19 protein-coding genes are annotated in these 18,907 nt (G+C 44.2%); 14 read left to right on the forward strand and 5 right to left on the reverse strand.

What is annotated here, in order from left to right; translation table 11 throughout:
• Positions 1 to 109: 109 nt before the first annotated feature.
• From ACSYSR_RS06425 to ACSYSR_RS06435, 3 genes are read right to left on the reverse strand one after another with little or no spacing between them, the layout of a single operon-like run.
• The gene (locus ACSYSR_RS06425) at positions 110 to 1,459 is read right to left on the reverse strand and encodes an aspartate kinase (protein ID WP_489815742.1); all 1,350 of its coding nucleotides are present in this window, start codon (positions 1,457 to 1,459) and stop codon (positions 110 to 112) included.
• 57 nt (positions 1,460 to 1,516) lie between these two features.
• The gene (gene thrB, locus ACSYSR_RS06430; RefSeq protein ID WP_489815741.1) at positions 1,517 to 2,398 is read right to left on the reverse strand and encodes a homoserine kinase; all 882 of its coding nucleotides are present in this window, start codon (positions 2,396 to 2,398) and stop codon (positions 1,517 to 1,519) included.
• On the reverse strand, positions 2,392 to 3,642 hold the full coding sequence (locus ACSYSR_RS06435; RefSeq protein WP_489815740.1) for a homoserine dehydrogenase: 1,251 nt from the start codon (positions 3,640 to 3,642) through the stop codon (positions 2,392 to 2,394). Before ACSYSR_RS06435 ends, thrB begins: the two co-directional genes overlap by 7 nt.
• Positions 3,643 to 3,771: 129 nt before the next feature.
• Between ACSYSR_RS06435 and thrC the strand changes: the two genes are divergently transcribed.
• Both thrC and ACSYSR_RS06445 read left to right on the forward strand, forming a co-directional pair.
• Positions 3,772 to 5,235 carry a threonine synthase gene (gene thrC / locus ACSYSR_RS06440; protein WP_489815739.1) on the forward strand — a complete coding sequence of 488 codons (1,464 nt, stop codon included), beginning with the start codon at positions 3,772 to 3,774 and terminating at the stop codon, positions 5,233 to 5,235.
• Positions 5,236 to 5,286: 51 nt separating this feature from the next.
• A complete protein-coding gene (locus ACSYSR_RS06445; RefSeq protein WP_489815738.1) occupies positions 5,287 to 6,378 on the forward strand; it encodes an aspartate-semialdehyde dehydrogenase in 1,092 nt (363 codons plus the stop codon).
• Positions 6,379 to 6,489: 111 nt separating this feature from the next.
• Here the strand turns inward: ACSYSR_RS06445 and lexA are convergent, their stop codons facing one another.
• The gene (lexA, locus tag ACSYSR_RS06450) at positions 6,490 to 7,125 is read right to left on the reverse strand and encodes a transcriptional repressor LexA (protein WP_252773877.1); all 636 of its coding nucleotides are present in this window, start codon (positions 7,123 to 7,125) and stop codon (positions 6,490 to 6,492) included.
• Between the two features lie 254 nt (positions 7,126 to 7,379).
• On the opposite strand from lexA, the gene ACSYSR_RS06455 reads away from it, so the two are divergent.
• Positions 7,380 to 7,601, forward strand: coding sequence for a YneF family protein (locus ACSYSR_RS06455; RefSeq protein ID WP_252773878.1), 222 nt, complete (start codon positions 7,380 to 7,382; stop codon positions 7,599 to 7,601).
• Between the two features lie 10 nt (positions 7,602 to 7,611).
• Here the strand turns inward: ACSYSR_RS06455 and ACSYSR_RS06460 are convergent, their stop codons facing one another.
• A complete protein-coding gene (locus ACSYSR_RS06460; RefSeq protein WP_252773879.1) occupies positions 7,612 to 8,247 on the reverse strand; it encodes a lysophospholipid acyltransferase family protein in 636 nt (211 codons plus the stop codon).
• 69 nt (positions 8,248 to 8,316) lie between these two features.
• Between ACSYSR_RS06460 and ACSYSR_RS06465 the strand changes: the two genes are divergently transcribed.
• The 11 genes from ACSYSR_RS06465 (at position 8,317) to glyS (ending at position 18,678) form a co-directional block, all read left to right on the forward strand.
• Positions 8,317 to 9,081, forward strand: coding sequence for a tRNA1(Val) (adenine(37)-N6)-methyltransferase (locus ACSYSR_RS06465; protein WP_489815737.1), 765 nt, complete (start codon positions 8,317 to 8,319; stop codon positions 9,079 to 9,081).
• Positions 9,082 to 9,146: 65 nt separating this feature from the next.
• Positions 9,147 to 9,443: a GIY-YIG nuclease family protein gene (locus ACSYSR_RS06470; RefSeq protein WP_489815736.1), complete on the forward strand. Its 297-nt coding sequence runs from the start codon at positions 9,147 to 9,149 to the stop codon at positions 9,441 to 9,443.
• A gap of 72 nt (positions 9,444 to 9,515) precedes the next feature.
• Positions 9,516 to 9,713: a hypothetical protein gene (locus tag ACSYSR_RS06475; RefSeq protein ID WP_252773882.1), complete on the forward strand. Its 198-nt coding sequence runs from the start codon at positions 9,516 to 9,518 to the stop codon at positions 9,711 to 9,713.
• Between the two features lie 56 nt (positions 9,714 to 9,769).
• Positions 9,770 to 10,597, forward strand: a complete 828-nt coding sequence (locus tag ACSYSR_RS06480; protein ID WP_489816522.1) for an SPFH domain-containing protein — start codon at positions 9,770 to 9,772, stop codon at positions 10,595 to 10,597.
• Positions 10,598 to 10,818: 221 nt separating this feature from the next.
• Positions 10,819 to 11,592 (forward strand): 30S ribosomal protein S2, encoded by a 774-nt coding sequence (gene rpsB / locus ACSYSR_RS06485; protein WP_489815735.1) that lies wholly within the window; start codon positions 10,819 to 10,821, stop codon positions 11,590 to 11,592.
• Positions 11,593 to 11,710: 118 nt separating this feature from the next.
• The gene (tsf, locus tag ACSYSR_RS06490) at positions 11,711 to 12,595 is read left to right on the forward strand and encodes a translation elongation factor Ts (protein ID WP_489815734.1); all 885 of its coding nucleotides are present in this window, start codon (positions 11,711 to 11,713) and stop codon (positions 12,593 to 12,595) included.
• A gap of 97 nt (positions 12,596 to 12,692) precedes the next feature.
• Entirely contained in the window at positions 12,693 to 13,418 is a 726-nt protein-coding gene (gene pyrH, locus ACSYSR_RS06495) for a UMP kinase (protein ID WP_489815733.1), read from the forward strand.
• Positions 13,418 to 13,963, forward strand: a complete 546-nt coding sequence (frr, locus tag ACSYSR_RS06500; RefSeq protein ID WP_338348985.1) for a ribosome recycling factor — start codon at positions 13,418 to 13,420, stop codon at positions 13,961 to 13,963. The genes pyrH and frr overlap by 1 nt, the downstream gene beginning before the upstream one ends.
• A 297-nt stretch (positions 13,964 to 14,260) precedes the next feature.
• Positions 14,261 to 15,622: a DUF2130 domain-containing protein gene (locus ACSYSR_RS06505; RefSeq protein ID WP_489815732.1), complete on the forward strand. Its 1,362-nt coding sequence runs from the start codon at positions 14,261 to 14,263 to the stop codon at positions 15,620 to 15,622.
• Between the two features lie 51 nt (positions 15,623 to 15,673).
• Entirely contained in the window at positions 15,674 to 16,621 is a 948-nt protein-coding gene (glyQ, locus tag ACSYSR_RS06510; RefSeq protein ID WP_489815731.1) for a glycine--tRNA ligase subunit alpha, read from the forward strand.
• Entirely contained in the window at positions 16,621 to 18,678 is a 2,058-nt protein-coding gene (gene glyS / locus ACSYSR_RS06515) for a glycine--tRNA ligase subunit beta (RefSeq protein WP_489815730.1), read from the forward strand. The genes glyQ and glyS overlap by 1 nt, the downstream gene beginning before the upstream one ends.
• Positions 18,679 to 18,907 lie beyond the last annotated feature (229 nt).

The following is an 18,907-nucleotide window of genomic DNA, read 5'->3' on the forward strand; positions in this document are numbered from 1 at the left end:
AAGGTTCTGTTTTCTTTTTTGTGTTATTTGCACGCCAAAACCGTCTAATTGATTGAGGGCAAAAAAAAGACCATCATGGTGCAATGGTCTTTTTTAAACTAGTTTTACTTTAAAAGATGTTATGATAAATTGCTTTGACCGCGTTATCAACATCTTTGGATTCGACACCAAGCATAATTGAAATTTCAGAAGCACCTTGGTTAACCATCTGCAACGAGATACCGGCGTCCTTTAGTGGTGTAACGATTTCAGTAAAAGCACCAACACGATTGATCATTCCTTGTCCGACAACCATGATAATAGCAAAGTTATCATGCCAAGCCATTGTATCGGGTGACAATTCACGCTCGATATCTGTTTGGATTTGTTCGATTTGTTCCTTATTGAGGCTTTTCTTATTGAAGATAATCGTCAAATCATCAATTCCAGAGGGCATGTGTTCGTAGGGAACACCATGCCGGTCCAAAATTTTTAAAATGCGCATGGTAAAGCCGATTTCCTTGTTTAATAGGTAACGGTGAAGGTAAAGGGCACAAAAGTTGTCCGAAGCGGCAATTCCCGTTACACGGCGTTCCGGCTTATTTTGTTCAGCTGGGCCAATCCAAGTACCAGGAGCGGTTGGGTCATTGGTATTTTTGACGTTAATTGGCACCTGAGCCTGAATTGCTGGGATAATGGCTTCATCATGGAAGACCGCAAAACCGGCGTAGGATAATTCGCGCATCTCACTATAAGACATGTTTTTAATCGCTGCGGGGTGGCTGACTAACCGAGGATTAACAGCGTAAATAGCCGAAACATCTGTAAAGTTTTCATAAACTTCTGCCATCAAGCCACGAGCCAAAATAGCACCGGTAATATCTGAACCACCGCGAGAAAAGGTCACCATTTCGTCCCGGTCATTGTAGCCAAAGAAACCCGGGAAAATATAACGGGTGTCATCTTTGATTTCAAAGGCGCCGAGGTCTCGGTAAGTGGCTGTTTCATTTAGGGTTGCAGTTGTTGCATCGGTTTCCATATGAAGCTGTTTTGGATCAACGAAGACTGCTTTTTCGCCTTTAGATTGAAGAATCAAGGCTAGCAATTGTGCGTTTAAATACTCACCATGGGCAGCAAAAGCAGCTCGCAAATAAGAGTAGGAGCGATAATGATGATCCGCCAATTGGTCAATTTGGTCAGGAATCGTTTGGAAAATTCCCTGATCGAGGTTAAAGTGGTCGGCAATCGTTTGGTAGCGTTCTTTTAACGCTAAGACAGTTTCAGTAGCGTCCTCATCGTTGATGGTTTCGTTGGCATAGCGAATTAAGAGGTCAGTGACCTTGATTGGAAATTCCTTTGCCTTACCAGGGGCGGAGGTCACGACGACTTGCCGGCTTTCATCCTGATTTAAAATATCGATGACACGTTCAAACTGGGCTCCAGTTGCTAAAGAGGAACCACCAAATTTTGTTACTTTCATAATATTGCCGGTCAGAAACCGACACTCCTTTCATTAAGTCAAAAGCAAATGGGGACCTTAGTCCAATGAACCCGTGAAGGTTGTACCAGTTTGCTGTACAGCTAAAACCATGGCTGTGCCGTTAAGGTTGAGGTCATTAATGGCTTCAAGCAGTTGGTCAGCTTGTTTTTTTGCAACCAGTGAGACAACTGTCGGTCCAGCTCCCGATAGGTATGTTCCTGCAAGACCTAGGTGGTGTGCTAAGGTACGAATTTGTAAAAATTCAGGTGCCAAATCAGCCCGATAGGGTTCATGCATTTGGTCTTCTTCTACTAAAGCCATTAATCGCTTTTGATCACCTAAGTAGCAAGCTGCAACCAAGTTGGCGAGGTGTTGGCTTTGGTGAACGGCTGTTTTGAGTGCTAAGGTTGTAGGCAAGGCTGCTCGGGCTGCCGCTGTTTTTAATGAATAATCTGGGATAAAGGTTACCGCGACTAAGTCTTTTGGAAAAGGAAGGGGGGTGGCTTGTACGCCAATTTTGTTTTCGTCTGTTAATTGTAGGCCACCTAAAATAGTTGGTGCAACGTTGTCTGGGTGACCCTCAAGGGCTGCTGCCTCTTGTAAAATTTGATGACGATTAATCGTTTGCCCCACCAAATAGTGTCCTAAGAAAAGGCCAGCAACTAATGCTGATGACGAAGATCCCAGGCCGCGAGCCAGTGGAATGTCACTTTTAACGACTAGTTGGTGGGGGGTAATATCTGGATCAACAAATCGAGCAGTTTGAACAATGAGATTGCTTTCATCATTTGGAATATCTGCGCCAAATGGGTGATCAACTTGCCAAGTATTAGTTTTTGGGCCAATGGTTACGGTTAAATTAAGGTCTAGTGCCAATCCAAGGCAATCAAAGCCGAGACCAAGATTGGCTGAACTGGCGGGTACAGTAATGGTTAGCATGGATAAATCACAAACTCCTTCGCTAATGTCCGATTGGTTGTTAAAGCAGCAAGAAGAGCATCGTGCTGATCTTTGGACATTTCTTTGGTATAAAGGACAAGCTGAGAGCCAAGTCGGCTATTTTCATGGCTGGCTTGACGGACGATCAATGATCGGAGTTCATCCTTGGTGTCTTGGCTGACGCTAGTTGTTCCAGTTGTATTCAAAATCCAGCAATAGGCCTGGCCTCGTTGACTAGCTAATGTCATCTGTTTTTCTGGCAACGGTTGCTGAGCGTCCTTTGGTGTAGTTGCGGCAGCCAAAATATCGGCCAAGACAGCTTGGGCAGTTGGGCGTGCACCAGCCCCAGGTCCATAGAAAAGCGTTTGACCAAGGTTATCACTGTTCACAACAATGGCATTATTTTCATTGTGGACCTGTGACAGAGGTGATTGTGGTAAGACGACCTGAGGAGCCACGATCACCGCGACTGAATTGGCACTGATTTGATCAATGCGAAAAAGGAGCTTGAGCTGGCCACCCAAAGCTTTCACGGCGGCAATGTCCTCGTCAGTAATCTTTTGAATACCGGTAATTTGAATGTCTTGTAAGCCGACTTCTAATCCAAAGACCAGGCGAGCCAAAATAATGGCCTTGTAGGCGGCATCGTAGCCGGCGACATCATTTGTGGGATCTGCTTCGGCAAAGCCTAAGTCTTGCGCTTGCTTTAGAGCATCTCCGTAAGACAGGTCATTATCGGCCATTTGAGTCAACATGTAGTTGGTTGTACCGTTAACAATACCAGCTAGCGAACGAATTGTATCGGTCCGGAAATATTCGCGCAGGGTTTTGATAATTGGGATACCACCGGCAACAGCCGCTTCGTATAGGAGGGGGACCTGAGCCTTGTTTGCTAAGTCGAGCAGTTCTTCTCCAGCGGTGGCAATCAGGTCCTTATTAGCCGTAATGACCGGCTTTTTACTTGCCAAAGCGGACTTGATCCAATTTTTAGCAGGACCAGTACCACCGGCAACTTCAACAACCAAATCAATTTCTGGATCATCTAAGATGTCTTTTGGGTCTTTGGTCAGTTGGATGGTGGAGCTTAAACCAGGACGGTCCTTGGTTAAAGAAGTGACCATTGCGGTTTTTACGGTCAGTTCTAAACCAGTATTTTCACTGATTTTTTCTTTTTGTTCCTCTAAGATGGTTAACAAGCCCATCCCAACTGTTCCTAAGCCAAAAAGGCCAATCTTAACTTCCATGATGACTCCTTCTATCGTTTTTTACTGTCAAGTAAGGATAATTTCTATTAACTTTACCATTTTCCTGCCTAAAAAGGAATGTTTTTGTTATAATACCATTAGAAATCAATGAGATTGAAGGAGTGCGTCATGGAATATGTCTCGACCCGGGGAGAAGCCCCTGCTGTTTCTGCCGCCCAGGCCATCCTCCGGGGATTAGCACCAGATGGTGGTCTTTACGTGCCAAATCAGTGGCCAACTTTGCATCTGGATTTAAAGACCATCGGTCAACAATCCTATCAGGACCTGGCGGTTGAAATTTTTGCTGCTTTTTTGCCTGATTTTACTAAAGCAGAAATTCAAGCCGTTGTGCAGGCAGCCTATGGTAGCCAATGGGATACCGATAAAATTGTGCCAATTAAAGATGCAGGGAACAACTTGTACTATTTGGAGCTCTTTCATGGCCCAACATTGGCCTTCAAAGATATTGCCCTTCAGGCCTTACCCCATTTAGTGATGACAGCAGCTAAAAAAGAGGGGCTCAACAAAGAAATTGCTATTTTAACAGCAACGTCTGGGGATACCGGAACGGCGGCGATGGCTGGTTTTGCTGATGTACCTGGCACAAAAATTGCAGTTTTGTACCCACAAGTTGGCGTTTCGGATATTCAACGCCAACAAATGGTCTCCGAACCGGGGAAAAATACTTATGTTTATGGCATAGAGGGAAATTTTGATGATGCTCAGCAGGCTGTTAAAGGTCTTTTAGGTGATTCAAATTTTGCAACCTTCTTAAAGGAAGAAGATATTCAAATCTCATCGGCGAATTCGATTAATATTGGTCGCTTGGTCCCACAGATTGTCTATTATTTCTACGGTTATGGTCAGTTAGTTGAAAGCGGCCAAATTAAGCCTGGTGAAGAAATTGATGTACTCGTGCCAACAGGTAATTTCGGGAATATGCTAGCAGCTTATTATGCCAGTCAAATTGGCTTGCCGGTGGCTGATTTTACGGTTGCTTCGAACGAAAATCATGTTTTAACAGAATTATTCCAAACAGGGGTATACAATAAGAATCGTGACTTCAAGGTGACGAATGCACCGGCTATGGATATTTTGGTCTCGTCAAACTTGGAACGCCTGCTGTATTTTGCTGGTGGCCAGGATGCTGACTTGATCAAAAAGGATATGGCAGACCTACAAAGTCAGGGCAGCTATCACTTGGCAGACAAAACAAGAGCTGGTTTAATGAAGTTTTCTGCTGGTTGGACAGATCAAGACCAAGTTGAAGAAACGATCCGAAAGACTTTTGTTGCTTCTGGTTACTTGATTGATCCGCACACGGCGGTGGCCGTTCATCAGTACCAAGATGATGGCCACCCAACCCTTTTGGCTGCAACTGCTAGCCCTTATAAGTTCCCACAAACGGTTCTTGCAGCACTGGGTGAAGAAGTTATTGGTGAAGAAGGGGGCTTAACTGCTTTGGCAGCAGCAACCAAAACGACCATTCCTGACCAAGTGAAGAATTTATTCCAGCGACCTATTCGTCATCAGACCTTTATTCAGGCAGCTGATATTCAAAGGCAAATTGAAAGCGCCTTGAAGACAGACTGATTTTCTTATGTTGATGATTATGTCATTTAAAAAAGAAAGAGAGAATTTTTTATGGTAGCAAAGACAGCCTATAATGTGGCGGTACTCGGTGCAACGGGTGCTGTTGGACGTCGAATTTTGGACCAATTGGCTCAATCAACGATTCCGGTTGGTGAGGTCAAGGCTTTGGCTTCTGCTCGTTCAGCCGGTCAAAAAATCAGCTTTAAGAATCAGGAGTTAACCGTTGCAGAAGCAACGGAAGATTCCTTTACTGATGTTGATCTTGTGCTGGCCTCTGCTGGTGGATCAACTTCAAAGACTTTGGCTCCGGCAGCTGTTAAAGCTGGTGCGGTTGTTGTTGACAATTCTTCTTACTGGCGGATGAATGATCAGGTGCCATTGGTCGTCCCAGAAGTTAATGCCGCTGCGTTAAAGGAGCATCAAGGAATTATTGCTAACCCTAATTGCTCAACGACGCAATTGGTGATGGCGCTTGACCCAGTTTACCGACAATTTGGCTTGAACCAGGTGATTATTTCGACTTATCAGGCGGCCTCAGGTGCTGGAAAAGCAGCGATGGACGAAGTTTTGGCTGAAGCACAGGCTCGTTTGTTGGGAGATAACATGGCGGAGTTAGCCCATGTTTTACCTGTGAAGGGTGATAAAAAGCATTTCCCCTTGGCCTTTAACTTGCTGCCACAAATTGATGTCTTCGAAGAGGAAGGTTACACACACGAAGAATACAAGATGATCCATGAAACGAAAAAGATTATCTTGGGCGACAAGAATGCTAAGGACATTAAGGTGACGGGTACGGCTGTTCGCGTGCCAGTTATGATTGGTCATGGTGAAAGTGTCTATATTGATACTGGTGACGAAAACGTGACGCCTGACCAAATTCGTCAGGCAATTGGTGCCGTTGATAACGTGATTATTGAAGATGACCCAGCCACACAAACCTACCCTCAACCTCTTTTGGCTGAAGGTAAGCGGGAAACGTTTGTTGGTCGCATTCGCCCTGATTTGGAAAATCCGGGTGCTTTCCACTTGTGGGTTGTTTCTGACAATTTGCTGAAGGGCGCTGCCTGGAATACGGTTGAAATTGCCCAAACATTGGTTGAAATGGACCTGGTCCGTGTCCCCGCGGAATCAAGCTTTGCATAAATAATTTTGATAGAGCCACCGACTGAAAAATTGGTGGCTTTTTTAGTGCTGCTATTTTGGGGTTAAAAAAACTCTACTACATTTTGTAGTAGAGCCTTGAGCAAGTTGTTTTTAGTAAATAGCATCACGGTAAAGGGAGACGACTTTTCCCAAAATGGACACAGATTCCAAAATAATAGGCGCCATTGTATCGTTTTCTGGTTGCAGGCGGTAGTGACCGCCTTCTTGGAAGAAGCGCTTGACCGTGGCCTCGTTGTCTTCGTTCATGGCAACAACAATATCACCGTTGTCGGCATTTTGTTGCCGACGAACAATCACCTTGTCGCCATCTAAAATACCGATATTAATCATTGATTCACCGCGAACGTTGAGCATAAAGAGATCACCATCGTAGGGAATTAGATTTTCTGGAATGGGGAAGAATTCGGTTGCTTCTTGTTCGACTGCTAGAATTGGTTGACCAGCTGTCACTAATCCTAAGAGTGGAATCTTGCCCGAAGTGGCTGAAATACCAAGAATTTCAAAACCGGCTGGTGTTACTTCAATCGCCCGAGCCTTGGTTCCTTCGCCTTTCTTCTCAAGGTAGCCGTTTTTAATCAAACGGGCAATGTGACCATGGATGGTCGAAGAAGAAGATAGGCCGACTGCTTCACCAATTTCACGAATAGTGGGTGGGAAACCGTTTTTACTTTGATAGTCGTGAATAAATCTCAAGACTTGAATTTGTTTTGAATCAGAACTTGCCATATGTACTTTCCTACCTGTATTTACTATGTTTATCTTAGCGAATTTTAACTCGAAAAGCAAACAAATGTTCGCAAAAAAAGTTTAAGAAATATTAAATTTTATTACAAAAAGGGGATTAAATTTAAAATAGTGGATAAAGGGATGTTTTATGCAAGTTATCGACTCGTTTTCCACTGTTTTTGTAAAAAGATACTGTCAAGCCAACCTTTATGCTATAATATTTTATAGATTTTCGTAGTTAAAGGAGACCAATAATGGTTATATTAGTTGGAATTTTGGCTTTGGTCGTTGGTTTGGTTGGGGGATTCTTCTTGGCCCGCTTTACGATGAAGTCATACTTGGCGAAGAACCCACCGATTTCAGAAGAAATGATGAAATCAATGATGATGTCAATGGGCCAGAAGCCATCACAAAAGAAGTTGAATCAGATGATGGCTCAAATGAAGGCGCAAAATGCCAAAGCACAAAAAAAATAAGCCCAGCGGCTTATTTTTTTTGTGCTTTTGGATCAACGTAAACCCAGTTTGGATCAATTTCTTTGTCTAAAGCGTCAAAGGATTCTTGAATCTTTTGATTGTATTCGGCAATTTTTTCGTCCGTCAAGCGGGCTTTGGGGTCAATTGCGATTGGTTCACCAAAATTAATTGTGGTATTATTGCGTTTAAATAGGTGTGAAAACTTCACAGGCCCTTGGTATACTGCTGGGACAATCGGCTTCTTTGAAAGCTTGGCAATCAGGATTGATCCTGATTTTAACTTTTGAGAATGCCGTGATCCGGTTGGGAACATGATGAGCGAGCGCTGGCCATCCTTTAACTCGTTGACGGGATGTTTGATGGTATCGGCCCCAACATTGCGCCGATCAACTGGGAAGGCGCCCAAGGTAGTAATTAAGGCACGCAAAGCGGGATTTTTGAAAAGTTCCTTCTTAGCCATAAAAATGAAACGTTTTGGGTAGGCCGCCATAGCATACCAAACGGGATCCCACCAAGAACGGTGTGGTCCAACCAAAACATAATTTTCGTTTTTTGGTAGGCGCTCCTTGTGGAGGTAGGTAACGCGACCATTAATAATGGCCACAAAGGTCACAGTAAAGACCCGGATAAAGCGATAGAATAACATCTGCTTGTCCCTTTCTAATTGACTTAACAGAATAATTTTACTTAGTTTATGGAGATATTGCAACAAACCATGGTAGCAGAAAAATTACGAGCAGGAGAACGCCTAGACGGCCTGCCATCACAACAGATTCAAATTATTCAAAATCCAGATATGTTTTCTTACTCGTTAGATGCTGTTCTCTTGGCTTATTTTGCTAAACCTAAGCAAAAGGGGCGGGGGCTTTCGGTTGATTTGGGAGCAGGTACGGGCGCAATTGGCCTCTTTTATGCTGCCAAGGTCACTGGCCAGGTAAAATTAGTGGAACTGCAACAAGACTTAGCGGAGATGGCACAGCGTTCAGTTGTGTTAAATCACTTGGAAAAGCGCGTGAGCGTGATTCAGTCTGATATGCAGGAAATTTTTACTGAGATTAAGCCGGGCTCGGTGGATACGGTTTTGTCGAACCCACCTTATTTTTCCTTGAATGAAAAAACCAAGCAAAACTTGGATGAACATTATCAGCTAGCCCGGCATGAAATTGCCATTGATTTACCACGCTTAGCTCAAGTTGCTAATAAGTTGTTGAAGAACAACGGTAAATTTTATCTGGTGCACCGTCCAGACAGATTGGAAGATATTATGTCCTCCTTAGCTGCCCGAAAATTAGCGGTCAAGCGCATTCAGTTTGTTTACGGCAAGGCTGACCGTGAAGCCAACATGGTTTTAGTAGAAGCGATCAAGTCGGGCAAGCCGGGTGGTGTTCGAATTTTGCCACCAATTATTGCCTATACAGCTGCTAACGAGTACACGCCTCAGGTACAAGAAATTTTGTATGGGCAACCTTGGCAACTGTAAACTTGATCAAGATGGTTGCGCGAGGAGGGAATTTTGCTAACCTTCAAGGAGGGGAGACTTCAATCATGGCAGATGAGCATGACAAGACTTATGATTTTTATGTGCTTTATACGGCTGATGGCTATTTCTATGGTGGCTTTTCCGATAACGCTCACCGACGGTTTTTAGTCCATCAGGCGGGGAAGGGCGCCAAATTTACCAGAGTAAAGGCCAGGCACCCACTGCAACTGATTTACCAAGAAACGTTTGCGAATAAGCATGATGCCCTTTCGGCTGAAGCTAAATTTAAGCACCTGAGTCGACCGCAAAAAGAAGCCTTCCTAATGGAACGGGCAGTCGATTCGACAATTTGGCAGAAATAGGTTGAGGGATTTTATGAGACTCTTGATCCATGGTAAAATGGAATAAATCATTTGAATTGAAGGTGGCAAATAATGATTACTACTTTTGAATTAAACAATATTATTGGGCGTCAAGTGTCTTTTAGAGACTGCGACCCGAGAGAGAAGTTAGTGAAGGTTATTGGCAATTTTTATCACTATGATTTAGCTTTTGGGACTAATGTGGTTCCAGAAGAGACCTATGTGATTGAGCGTGCCGAGGGGAACGTCTTAATCCTCCAGAAAAAGTAAGGACGGTATTTATGTCGATTTTGCTGATTATCATCATTGTTGTAATCGTTTTGGCCCTGGTTTCCTTTAAGATTGTGCCTCAAAATAGTGTTGGCCTTTTGGAAACGTTGGGGAAGTATTCGTCAACGCGGCAGACGGGGTTGAATTTCCGCTTGCCTTTGGTACAAAAAATCAGGACAGTTTCCTTGGCCCTGCAACCACTGAAGTTGGCAGGTTATTCAGTTATCACCAAGGATAACGCTGATATTGGAGCGACAGTGACTTTGAACTTCCATATCACGGATCCTGTGAAGTATTCGTATGAAAACACGAATTCGATTGAATCAATGCAACAATTGGTTCGCGGTCACTTGCGCGACATTATTGGGCGGATGGAATTGAACGAGGCCTTAGGCTCAACCAGTCAAATTAATAAGGACTTGGCTGAAGCGATTGGTGATTTAACGAATACTTATGGTATTAATGTTGATCGGATTAACATTGACGAATTGAAGCCAAGTGCAGCTATCCAGTCTTCAATGGACACACAGTTGAAGGCTGACCGGGAACGGGTGGCAGCTATTTCGCAAGCTGAAGGGGAGGCCAAGTCAATTGAACTCCGGGCCAAAGCGAACAATGAGGCCTTAATTGCTACGGCCAAGGCCAACGCCGAGGCAACGCGAACAAAAGCAGATGCCGAAAGTTATCGGATTGATAAGGTTCAGGCCGCTTTGAAGAACGCCGACCAAAACTATTTCAATAACCAATCGATTAATGCTTTCGAAGCTTTGGCTAAGTCAGATGCTAATTTGATTGTTACGAATGGTGCCGATTTGGACCAAACTGGACAAAATGCTGTTTTGGCCAAAACTTTGGGTCAGGAATTAGGCAACGAACAAGATTAGAAACATTGGCCAGCCGATTATGGCTGGTTTTTTCTTTGAAGTAATATGTTCTAGTTAAAATCAGAAAAATCCTTGCTTTTCGCTCAAAACCTTAGTAAACTAGTATCTGTTGTGGATACAACAAAAATACACACGGTAAACGAGAACGTGCAGGTGCAAGTGATTGATCATTTGTCAGCACGGACCAAGAATTTACCGGAGGTTAAACCTAGGAGGCCACTATGGCAGTTATTACAATGAAGGAACTCCTCGAAGCAGGGGTTCACTTTGGACACCAAACTCGTCGTTGGAACCCAAAGATGGCACCATACATCTTTACGGAACGTAACGGCATTCACATCATTGACTTGCAAAAGACTGTTAAGTTGATTGACGAAGCTTACAACTTTATCCGTAATGCTTCAGCTGATGGGGCTAACATCTTGTTTGTTGGTACTAAGAAGCAAGCATCTGATGCAATCGCTGAAGAAGCAACACGTGCTGGTCAATTCTATATCAACCACCGTTGGTTGGGTGGAACTTTGACTAACTGGAACACAATCAAGACGCGTGTTCAACGTTTGAAGGACTTGAAGGCAATGGCCGAAGATGGTACTTTCGAACAACTGCCTAAGAAGGAAGTTGTCTTGTTGAACAAGCAACGTGAGAAGTTGGAAAAGTTCTTGGGTGGAATCGAAGACATGCAAGACTTGCCAGATGTTTTGTTTGTTGTTGACCCTAAGAAGGAAGAAATCGCCGTTAAGGAAGCCAACATGCTCAACATCCCTGTTGTTGCTATGATTGACACAAACGCTGATCCTGACGATGTTGATGTTAAGATTCCTGCAAACGATGACGCTATCCGTGCCATTCGTTTGATTACTGCTAATATGGCTGATGCCGTTATCGAAGGCCGTCAAGGTCAAGACAACGCTGCTGAAGATGCTTTCATCGAAGGTGACGAAAACACGGAATCAATCGAAGAAATCACAACAATCGTTGAAAAAGACAACTAAGTTGAAATTCGTTTATTGATTTGCCGTTCCGGTGGACCTGCTTGGGACGCTGAACGGCTTTTTCTATGCTATACTAGAGACTGTTAAAAGATAATAAAGAAGCTAAAGGAGCATTTGCATGGCTGTTACTGCAAAGTTAGTGAAGGAATTACGTGATAAGACATCTGTTGGAATGATGGATGCCAAAAAGGCTTTGGTTGAAGCTGAAGGCGACATCGAAAAGGCAATTGACTTGTTGCGTGAAAAAGGAATGGCAAAGGCCGCTAAGAAGGGTGACCGTGTTGCTGCCGAAGGTATGACTTACGTGATGACTGAAGGCAACAAGGCTGCCATCATCGAATTGAACTCAGAAACTGATTTCGTTGCCGGTAACAAGGAATTTAATGACTTGTTAGTTGCTGTTACTAAGACAATCTTGGAAAAGCAACCTGCAGACGTTGAAGCTGCTTTAGCTTTACCAGTTGCTGGTGAAGAAGACCGAACTGTTAACGATAAGATCATCAACGTTTCTCAGATTACTGGTGAAAAGATTACTTTGCGCCGTTTCGCTACTGCTGAAAAGACTGACGGTGAAGTCTTCGGTGCTTACTCACACATGGGTGGCTCAATTTCTGCTTTGGCCGTTTTGACTGGTTCAAATGAAGAAGCAGCCCGTGACGTGGCTATGCACATCGCCGCTATTGCGCCACAGTATGTTTCTGATGATCAAGTTCCTGCAGATGTTATTGCTAAGGAAAAGGAAGTTCAATTGGCTTCTGAAGACTTGAATGGCAAGCCTGACAACATCAAGGAAAAGATGGTTGAAGGCCGGATCAAGAAGTTCTTGGCGGATATCACTTTGCTGGACCAAGATTTTGTTAAGAATGGTGACCAAAAGGTTGCTGATTTCGTTAAGCAAAACGGTATGACTGTGAAGTCATTCGTTCGCTACCAAGTTGGCGAAGGTATCGAAAAGCAAACCACAAACTTGGCTGAAGAAGTTGCTAAGCAAATCAACAACTAAGTTCATTTAAAAAGTATCCAAAAATTTGGATGCTTTTTTTTTGGAATTGGCGACTATATTTTTGCTATAATAGATAGCGATAAGAAAGAGGAAAACCATGACGGATACAAAGTATAAAAGAGTTTTAATGAAGCTGTCAGGCGAAGCCTTGGCTGGTGCTAAGGGTCAGGGAATTGACCTGGAGACAGTCGCCCAAATTGCCAAGGAAATCAAGGCAGTCCATGATATGGGCACTCAAATTGCCATCGTTGTTGGTGGTGGTAACCTATGGCGTGGTGAACCCGCTGCCCGTGTTGGGATGGAGCGGTCACGCGCTGATTATACCGGAATGCTTGGAACGACTATGAACGCTTTGGTCCTTCAAGATGCTTTAGAGCGAGCCGGTGTTGATACACGCGTGCAAACGGCGATTACGATGCAACAGATTGCAGAGCCTTACATTCGTGGTCGGGCCATTCGCCACCTTGAAAAGGGGCGGATTGTCATCTTTGCTGCGGGAACTGGTTCGCCATACTTCTCAACTGATACAACCGCTGCTTTGCGGGCCAACGAAATTAATGCTGACGCGATTTTGATGGCAAAGAACGGTGTTGATGGTGTCTATGATTCAGATCCAAATACGAACCCAAATGCTCAGAAATTTACCACTTTGACGCACTTAGACATCATTCAAAAAGGCTTGAAGGTCATGGATTCAACCGCTTCATCCCTCTCAATGGAAAACAACATGCCACTTGTTGTCTTTAACTTGAACCAACCAGGTAATATCGAACGGGTCATTAAGGGCGAGACAATTGGAACCACAGTCACTGGAGAAAAATAATGGCTTTTGATTTTACAAGTACCAAAGAACGGATGCAGGGCGCTCAAGAAGCTTTGCGTCGTGAGTTAGCAGAAATTCGGACTGGTCGGGCCAACCCCCGCATTTTGGACCGAGTAGAAGTAGAATATTACGGTGCGATGGTGCCGTTGAACCAAGTTGCTTCGATTTCAGTACCTGAAGCACGTTTGCTTTTGATTACACCATTTGACAAGAACGCCTTAGAAGCAATCGTGACGGCGATTAACGTTTCTGATTTGGGTTTGAACCCAGCTTCTGACGGTAACATCGTGCGTTTGGCTATTCCACAAATGACGGAAGAACGTCGTAAGGAATTGGCGAAGGATGTTAAGGCTGAGGCCGAAAAGGCTAAGGTTGCTGTTCGTAACGTTCGTCGTGATGCCATGGATGCAATCAAAAAGGACAAGGAAATGACCGAAGACCAAGTCCATGACGCTGAGGATCAGGCTCAAAAGTTGACGGATGACAACACAAAGGCAATTGATGAAATTGCAGCAGAAAAAGAAAAAGAATTGTTGAAAATCTAAGAGTATTAGATCGATGATGATTACTGAAAAAGCTTGCTAATCACTTGGTTAGTGGGCTTTTTCTGTCTTAAACAAGTTTTTTTCTTGACCTTTTTAAGAAAAATCGGCATAATATGAATAGATTAGTTTAAGGCTTTGACCCGGTCTGGCACCCGGTGAGCTGAGAACCGTGAAAGTGTCAACGACTGAGCAATTGGTTGTTGGAAATCAGGTGGAACCGCGCGTTAGCGTCCTGATGTCAAATTTTGACATTGGGGCTGTGAACCGCGGTTTTTTTTGTCAGATAAGGAGGGGTTTATGGCCAAACTGAAGTATCATTTGGAGTCGGACACGGTTTTGGTTTTAAACGAGGACGGCCATGTTGGCGATACCTTGGATTTGAAAGACGAACTTCAAGTTGATACGAATCAACTTGGCGTGGCTGTGCAAACGGCCATTGATGAAAAATTAGCTCAGGAAAAGGTCGATTGGGAAAAGAGTCAACAACGCTTATTAAAGGCACAAATTGACCAGGAAAAGCAAAAGGCTGATTTGACATTGGAGAAGGCTAAACAGGCTGAAAAGGATGCAGCGCAGCAAGATAAGGCAAAACTGCAAGAGCAACTGACTCAGCTACGTTCACAGTTGGCTGCGTTCAAGGATCAGGAGGCTGCCACAAAGGAGTTGGCGCTGGCTAAACAAAAGGAACATCTGCAGAGCGCCTACCAGGCTGAAAAGGACCAGGCTGGGCAGAATCGACAGGAACTAGAAAAGCAACTAGCCGATTTGAAAAATCAAGTTGAAAACCAAGGTCGCGATCAAGAGTTGGCCTTGGCAAAGGTGAAGTCGGACTATGATGCCCAACTGCAGGCCGCCCAAGAGCAAGTCGAGTTCTATAAGGACTTTAAGGCTCGGCAGTCAACTAAAGAGATTGGTGAAAGCCTAGAAGTTTACGCTCACCAGGAGTTCAACAAAATCCGCCCATACGCCTTTCCTAATGCCTACTTTGAGAAGGACAACGAGGTTTCAAAGCAATCCGGATCGAAGGGTGATTTTATTTTCCGAGATTATCAGGATGGTGTGGAATTTATTTCGATCATGTTTGATATGAAAAACGAGGCGGACGCAACTGAACAGAAGCATAAAAATGCTGACTTTTTTAAGGAACTGGATAAGGACCGCAGGGAAAAGAACACCGAATATGCTGTCTTAGTCTCGATGCTGGAAGCCGATGATGAGTACTATAATACCGGAATTGTTCAGGTACCGGACTACGAGAAGATGTACGTCATCCGCCCGCAATTTTTTGTTCATTTTATCGGCCTTTTACGCAACGCGGCCTTGGACTCGCTTCAATACCGGCGGGCGCTGATTGAGGAGCAAAATCAAAACATTGATATTACCAATTTTGAGGATAGTATCACCGCCTTTAAGGATCGCTTTGCTAAAAATTATAATTCCTACTCGAGTAACTTCCAAAAAGCAATCGAACAGATTGACCGGGCGATTAGTCAGATGGAAAACGTGAAAAAGAGCTTGACGACTTCTGAAAATCAGATTCGTCTTGCTAACAATAAGTTGGAGGATTTGACCGTCAAAAAGTTGACGAGGAATAATCCAACCATGACGAAGAAGTTCGCTGATTTAAAAGCGGACCAGGAAGGTGATCGAAAGCCGTAAATTCGTCACATTGTTTTAAAATTTTAATGATGAAAAATAAAGGAAAGACTTATGTCCAGTGAAAAATTATCAGTACAAGACATTATTTTGACCCTGCAAGAGTTTTGGGCCGCAAAGGGCGCTAACTTGATGCAGGCTTACGATAACGAAGTTGGAGCGGGAACTCAAAGCCCTTATACCTTCTTGCGCGCTAACGGTCCAGAACCCTGGCGAGCAGCCTATGTTCAGCCTTCGCGGCGACCAGCCGACGGTCGTTATGGTGACAATCCAAACCGTTTGTTCCAACACCACCAATTTCAGGTAGTGATGAAGCCTTCACCTGACAATATTCAGGAATTGTACCTTGCTTCTTTGGAAGCCTTGGGTATTAAGCCCTTGGAACATGACATTCGTTTTGTTGAAGATAACTGGGAAAATCCTTCAATGGGTGCGGCCGGAATCGGTTGGGAAGTTTGGTTAGACGGGATGGAAGTGACGCAGTTCACTTATTTCCAACAAGTTGGTGGAATTGAAGTTGATTCCGTTACGGCTGAAATCACCTATGGTTTGGAACGGCTAGCCTCTTACATCCAGGATGTGCCAACGGTTTATGATTTGGAATGGGGTCATGGCGTTCTGTATGGTGATATTTTCAAAGAACCGGAATATGAACACTCAAAGTATGCCTTTGAGGAGTCAAATCAGGAAATGTTACTCCAACATTTTGATGATTATGAAAAGGAAGCTCAGCATAATTTGGCATTAGGCTTGGTTCATCCGGCCTATGACTATATTTTGAAGTCATCTCATACCTTTAACCTTTTGGATGCCCGAGGAACGGTTTCTGTAACAGAACGAGCTGGTTATTTGCACCGAATTCGAACAATGGCTCGGCAGGTTTCAAGGGTCTTTATTGAAGAACGAGCTAAGCTTGGCTTCCCATTGTTAAAGGACGAGGCATTACGTGAAAAGTACTTGGGTGCTAAGGGAAAGTACGCCAAGAAGGAGGAGCAGGACTAATGGCAGATTTTATTTTAGAAATTGGTTTGGAAGAAATGCCAGCCCACTTGGTGACGAGTTCTGAAAAGCAGCTTGTCGACCGAGTTTCTGATTTCTTAGACGAACACCGACTCGATTATGAAGCGATGAAGCCATTCTCAACGCCACGACGCTTAGCTGTCGAATTGACTGGCTTGGCGACCGGCTCAAAAGCCGTTGAAGAAGAAAAGCGGGGACCAGCCATTGACCGCGCTAAGGATGACAACGGTGATTGGTCGAAGGCTGCTCAGGGATTTGCTCGTGGACAGAAGACGACGCCAGAAGCCTTGATCGAGAAGGATGGCTACTTGTGGGCCAAGACTGAAATTGCCGGTGTTTCAGCTGCGGAAATTTTAGCAAAGTTGGGCAAGGAAGTTGTTGAAAAAATGACCTTCTCAACTTACATGAAGTGGGGCAATCACAGTTTCGCTTATATCCGTCCAATCCGCTGGTTAGTGGCCCTTTTGGACCAGGATGTGGTTGATTTTTCTGTTTTGAACGTTCAAACAGGTCGGACAACTCGTGGTCACCGTTTCTTATCAACGGAAAATGTGACGATTGCGGGTGCTGCTGAATATGAGCAGACATTGCAAGATGCTTTTGTGATGGCTGATGCAGCCAAACGCAAGGCAACCATTCAAGCGCAGTTGGAAAAGATTGCTCAGAGCCAAAACTGGCACTTGAATTTGACCACTGATCAAGCACAAGACCTTTTGGAAGAAGTTAATAATATCGTCGAATGGCCAACGGCCTTCGCCGGTAACTTTGACCAAAAGTACCTGGATTTGCCAAAGGAAGTCTTGATAACTTCGATGCGTGACCATCAACGCTTCTTCTTTGTGACGGATGACCAGGGTGACCTATTGCCACACTTCCTTTCTGTCCGCAATGGAAATGAAGAAAACTTGGCCAACGTGGTTGCCGGAAATGAAAAGGTCTTGGTTGCTCGTTTGGAAGACGCTGTCTTCTTCTACCAAGAAGACCAACAAAAGTCGATTGATGACTACATGGACCGGGTGAAAAAACTGGTCTTCCATGAAAAAATTGGTACCGTCTACGAACACATGGTTCGTGTCCGGGCTTTGGCTGGTCAATTGGGACAAGTACTTGGTCTTTCATACGAAGAGTTGTCTGATTTGAACAGGGCCACTGAAATTTATAAGTTTGACCTGATGACTGGCATGGTCGGTGAATTTGACGAATTGCAGGGTGTGATGGGGGAACACTACGCCAAGCTCTTTGGTGAAAATGACGTCGTTGCTCATGCGATCTTGGAACACTATTTGCCAACTTCAGCAACCGGCGCAGTAGCTGCTTCAAAAATTGGAGCGGTGTTGGCTGTCGCCGATAAGCTCGATTCCATCGTGACCTTCTTTGCGGCTGACCTGATTCCTTCAGGTGCCAACGACCCTTATGGTTTACGTCGGGCAGCAACTGGAGTCGTTAAGACGCTGGAAGCGCATGACTGGCGTCTTGACTTGGAAACCGTTTTGGCTAACTTCAAGGACCAAAACAAGAATGTAGCGGATGCTGATTTGGCCCAGGTCATGGCCTTTTTGACAGACCGTGTCAAGAAGCAAGCAGCCGATGCTGGCGTTCGTTCTGACATCGTTTCTGCTGGAACGGCCAACGTAGTAACTGGTGATTTGGTTTACGTGGCCGACCGAACAGCGGTCTTAGCAAAGCATTCAAAGGATGCAAACTTCCGCGATGTGATTGAGTCTTTGTCTCGAGTAAGTCGCTTAGCTAGTAAAGAACGCAGTGATGTCCCTGTTAAGCCGGACTTGTTTGAAAATGATCAGGAAAAGGCTTTGTACGCAGCAAGCAAGAACTTGAACTTGGTTGACTTGGAGAAACAGGGCGCAGAATCACTGTATCAAGCATTGGCTGCCTTGCAAGAACCAATTGCTGCTTACTTTGAAAATACGTTGGTTAATGACAAGAAGAAGGCGATTAAGAATAACCGCTATGCACAGTTGCAGGCCTTAGACAAGTTGATAGTTGGCCTTGGGGATATTGAACAAATCGTTGTCAAATAAGTAAACTTATAAGTTTACTTGACTAAAGAAACAGGTGAGAATAGCATCTACCTGTTTTTTTGTGCATGAAAGTGATCTGGGAGACCACTAAAATTAGCCAATATGTTGTTAATGTTTGCTTGGTTGACCTTGAGTGAATGCCTTTTGAAGATTTCAAGTATTAAGGCAAAGCAAGAATAACGCTTTGTTTCACCAGGGTTTTCCTGTAAAATGAAGAGTAAGTACAGAC

It is taken from the genome of Fructobacillus sp. ESL1096 (assembly GCF_058511985.1).

Excerpts from the sequence above, each read along its gene's own strand:
- rpsB (WP_489815735.1), top strand. The coding sequence starts at position 10,819 with ATGGCAGTTATTACAATGAAGGAACTCCTCGAAGCAGGGGTTCACTTT.
- frr (WP_338348985.1), top strand. The coding sequence starts at position 13,418 with ATGGCTTTTGATTTTACAAGTACCAAAGAACGGATGCAGGGCGCTCAA.
- ACSYSR_RS06460 (WP_252773879.1), bottom strand. The coding sequence starts at position 8,247 with ATGTTATTCTATCGCTTTATCCGGGTCTTTACTGTGACCTTTGTGGCC.
- glyS (WP_489815730.1), top strand. The coding sequence starts at position 16,621 with ATGGCAGATTTTATTTTAGAAATTGGTTTGGAAGAAATGCCAGCCCAC.
- tsf (WP_489815734.1), top strand. The coding sequence starts at position 11,711 with ATGGCTGTTACTGCAAAGTTAGTGAAGGAATTACGTGATAAGACATCT.
- ACSYSR_RS06435 (WP_489815740.1), bottom strand. The coding sequence starts at position 3,642 with ATGGAAGTTAAGATTGGCCTTTTTGGCTTAGGAACAGTTGGGATGGGC.
- pyrH (WP_489815733.1), top strand. The coding sequence starts at position 12,693 with ATGACGGATACAAAGTATAAAAGAGTTTTAATGAAGCTGTCAGGCGAA.
- ACSYSR_RS06425 (WP_489815742.1), bottom strand. The coding sequence starts at position 1,459 with ATGAAAGTAACAAAATTTGGTGGTTCCTCTTTAGCAACTGGAGCCCAG.
- ACSYSR_RS06475 (WP_252773882.1), top strand. The coding sequence starts at position 9,516 with ATGATTACTACTTTTGAATTAAACAATATTATTGGGCGTCAAGTGTCT.
- ACSYSR_RS06465 (WP_489815737.1), top strand. The coding sequence starts at position 8,317 with ATGGTAGCAGAAAAATTACGAGCAGGAGAACGCCTAGACGGCCTGCCA.
- ACSYSR_RS06470 (WP_489815736.1), top strand. The coding sequence starts at position 9,147 with ATGGCAGATGAGCATGACAAGACTTATGATTTTTATGTGCTTTATACG.
- lexA (WP_252773877.1), bottom strand. The coding sequence starts at position 7,125 with ATGGCAAGTTCTGATTCAAAACAAATTCAAGTCTTGAGATTTATTCAC.
- glyQ (WP_489815731.1), top strand. The coding sequence starts at position 15,674 with ATGTCCAGTGAAAAATTATCAGTACAAGACATTATTTTGACCCTGCAA.
- ACSYSR_RS06445 (WP_489815738.1), top strand. The coding sequence starts at position 5,287 with ATGGTAGCAAAGACAGCCTATAATGTGGCGGTACTCGGTGCAACGGGT.
- ACSYSR_RS06455 (WP_252773878.1), top strand. The coding sequence starts at position 7,380 with ATGGTTATATTAGTTGGAATTTTGGCTTTGGTCGTTGGTTTGGTTGGG.
- thrB (WP_489815741.1), bottom strand. The coding sequence starts at position 2,398 with ATGCTAACCATTACTGTACCCGCCAGTTCAGCCAATCTTGGTCTCGGC.
- ACSYSR_RS06505 (WP_489815732.1), top strand. The coding sequence starts at position 14,261 with ATGGCCAAACTGAAGTATCATTTGGAGTCGGACACGGTTTTGGTTTTA.
- thrC (WP_489815739.1), top strand. The coding sequence starts at position 3,772 with ATGGAATATGTCTCGACCCGGGGAGAAGCCCCTGCTGTTTCTGCCGCC.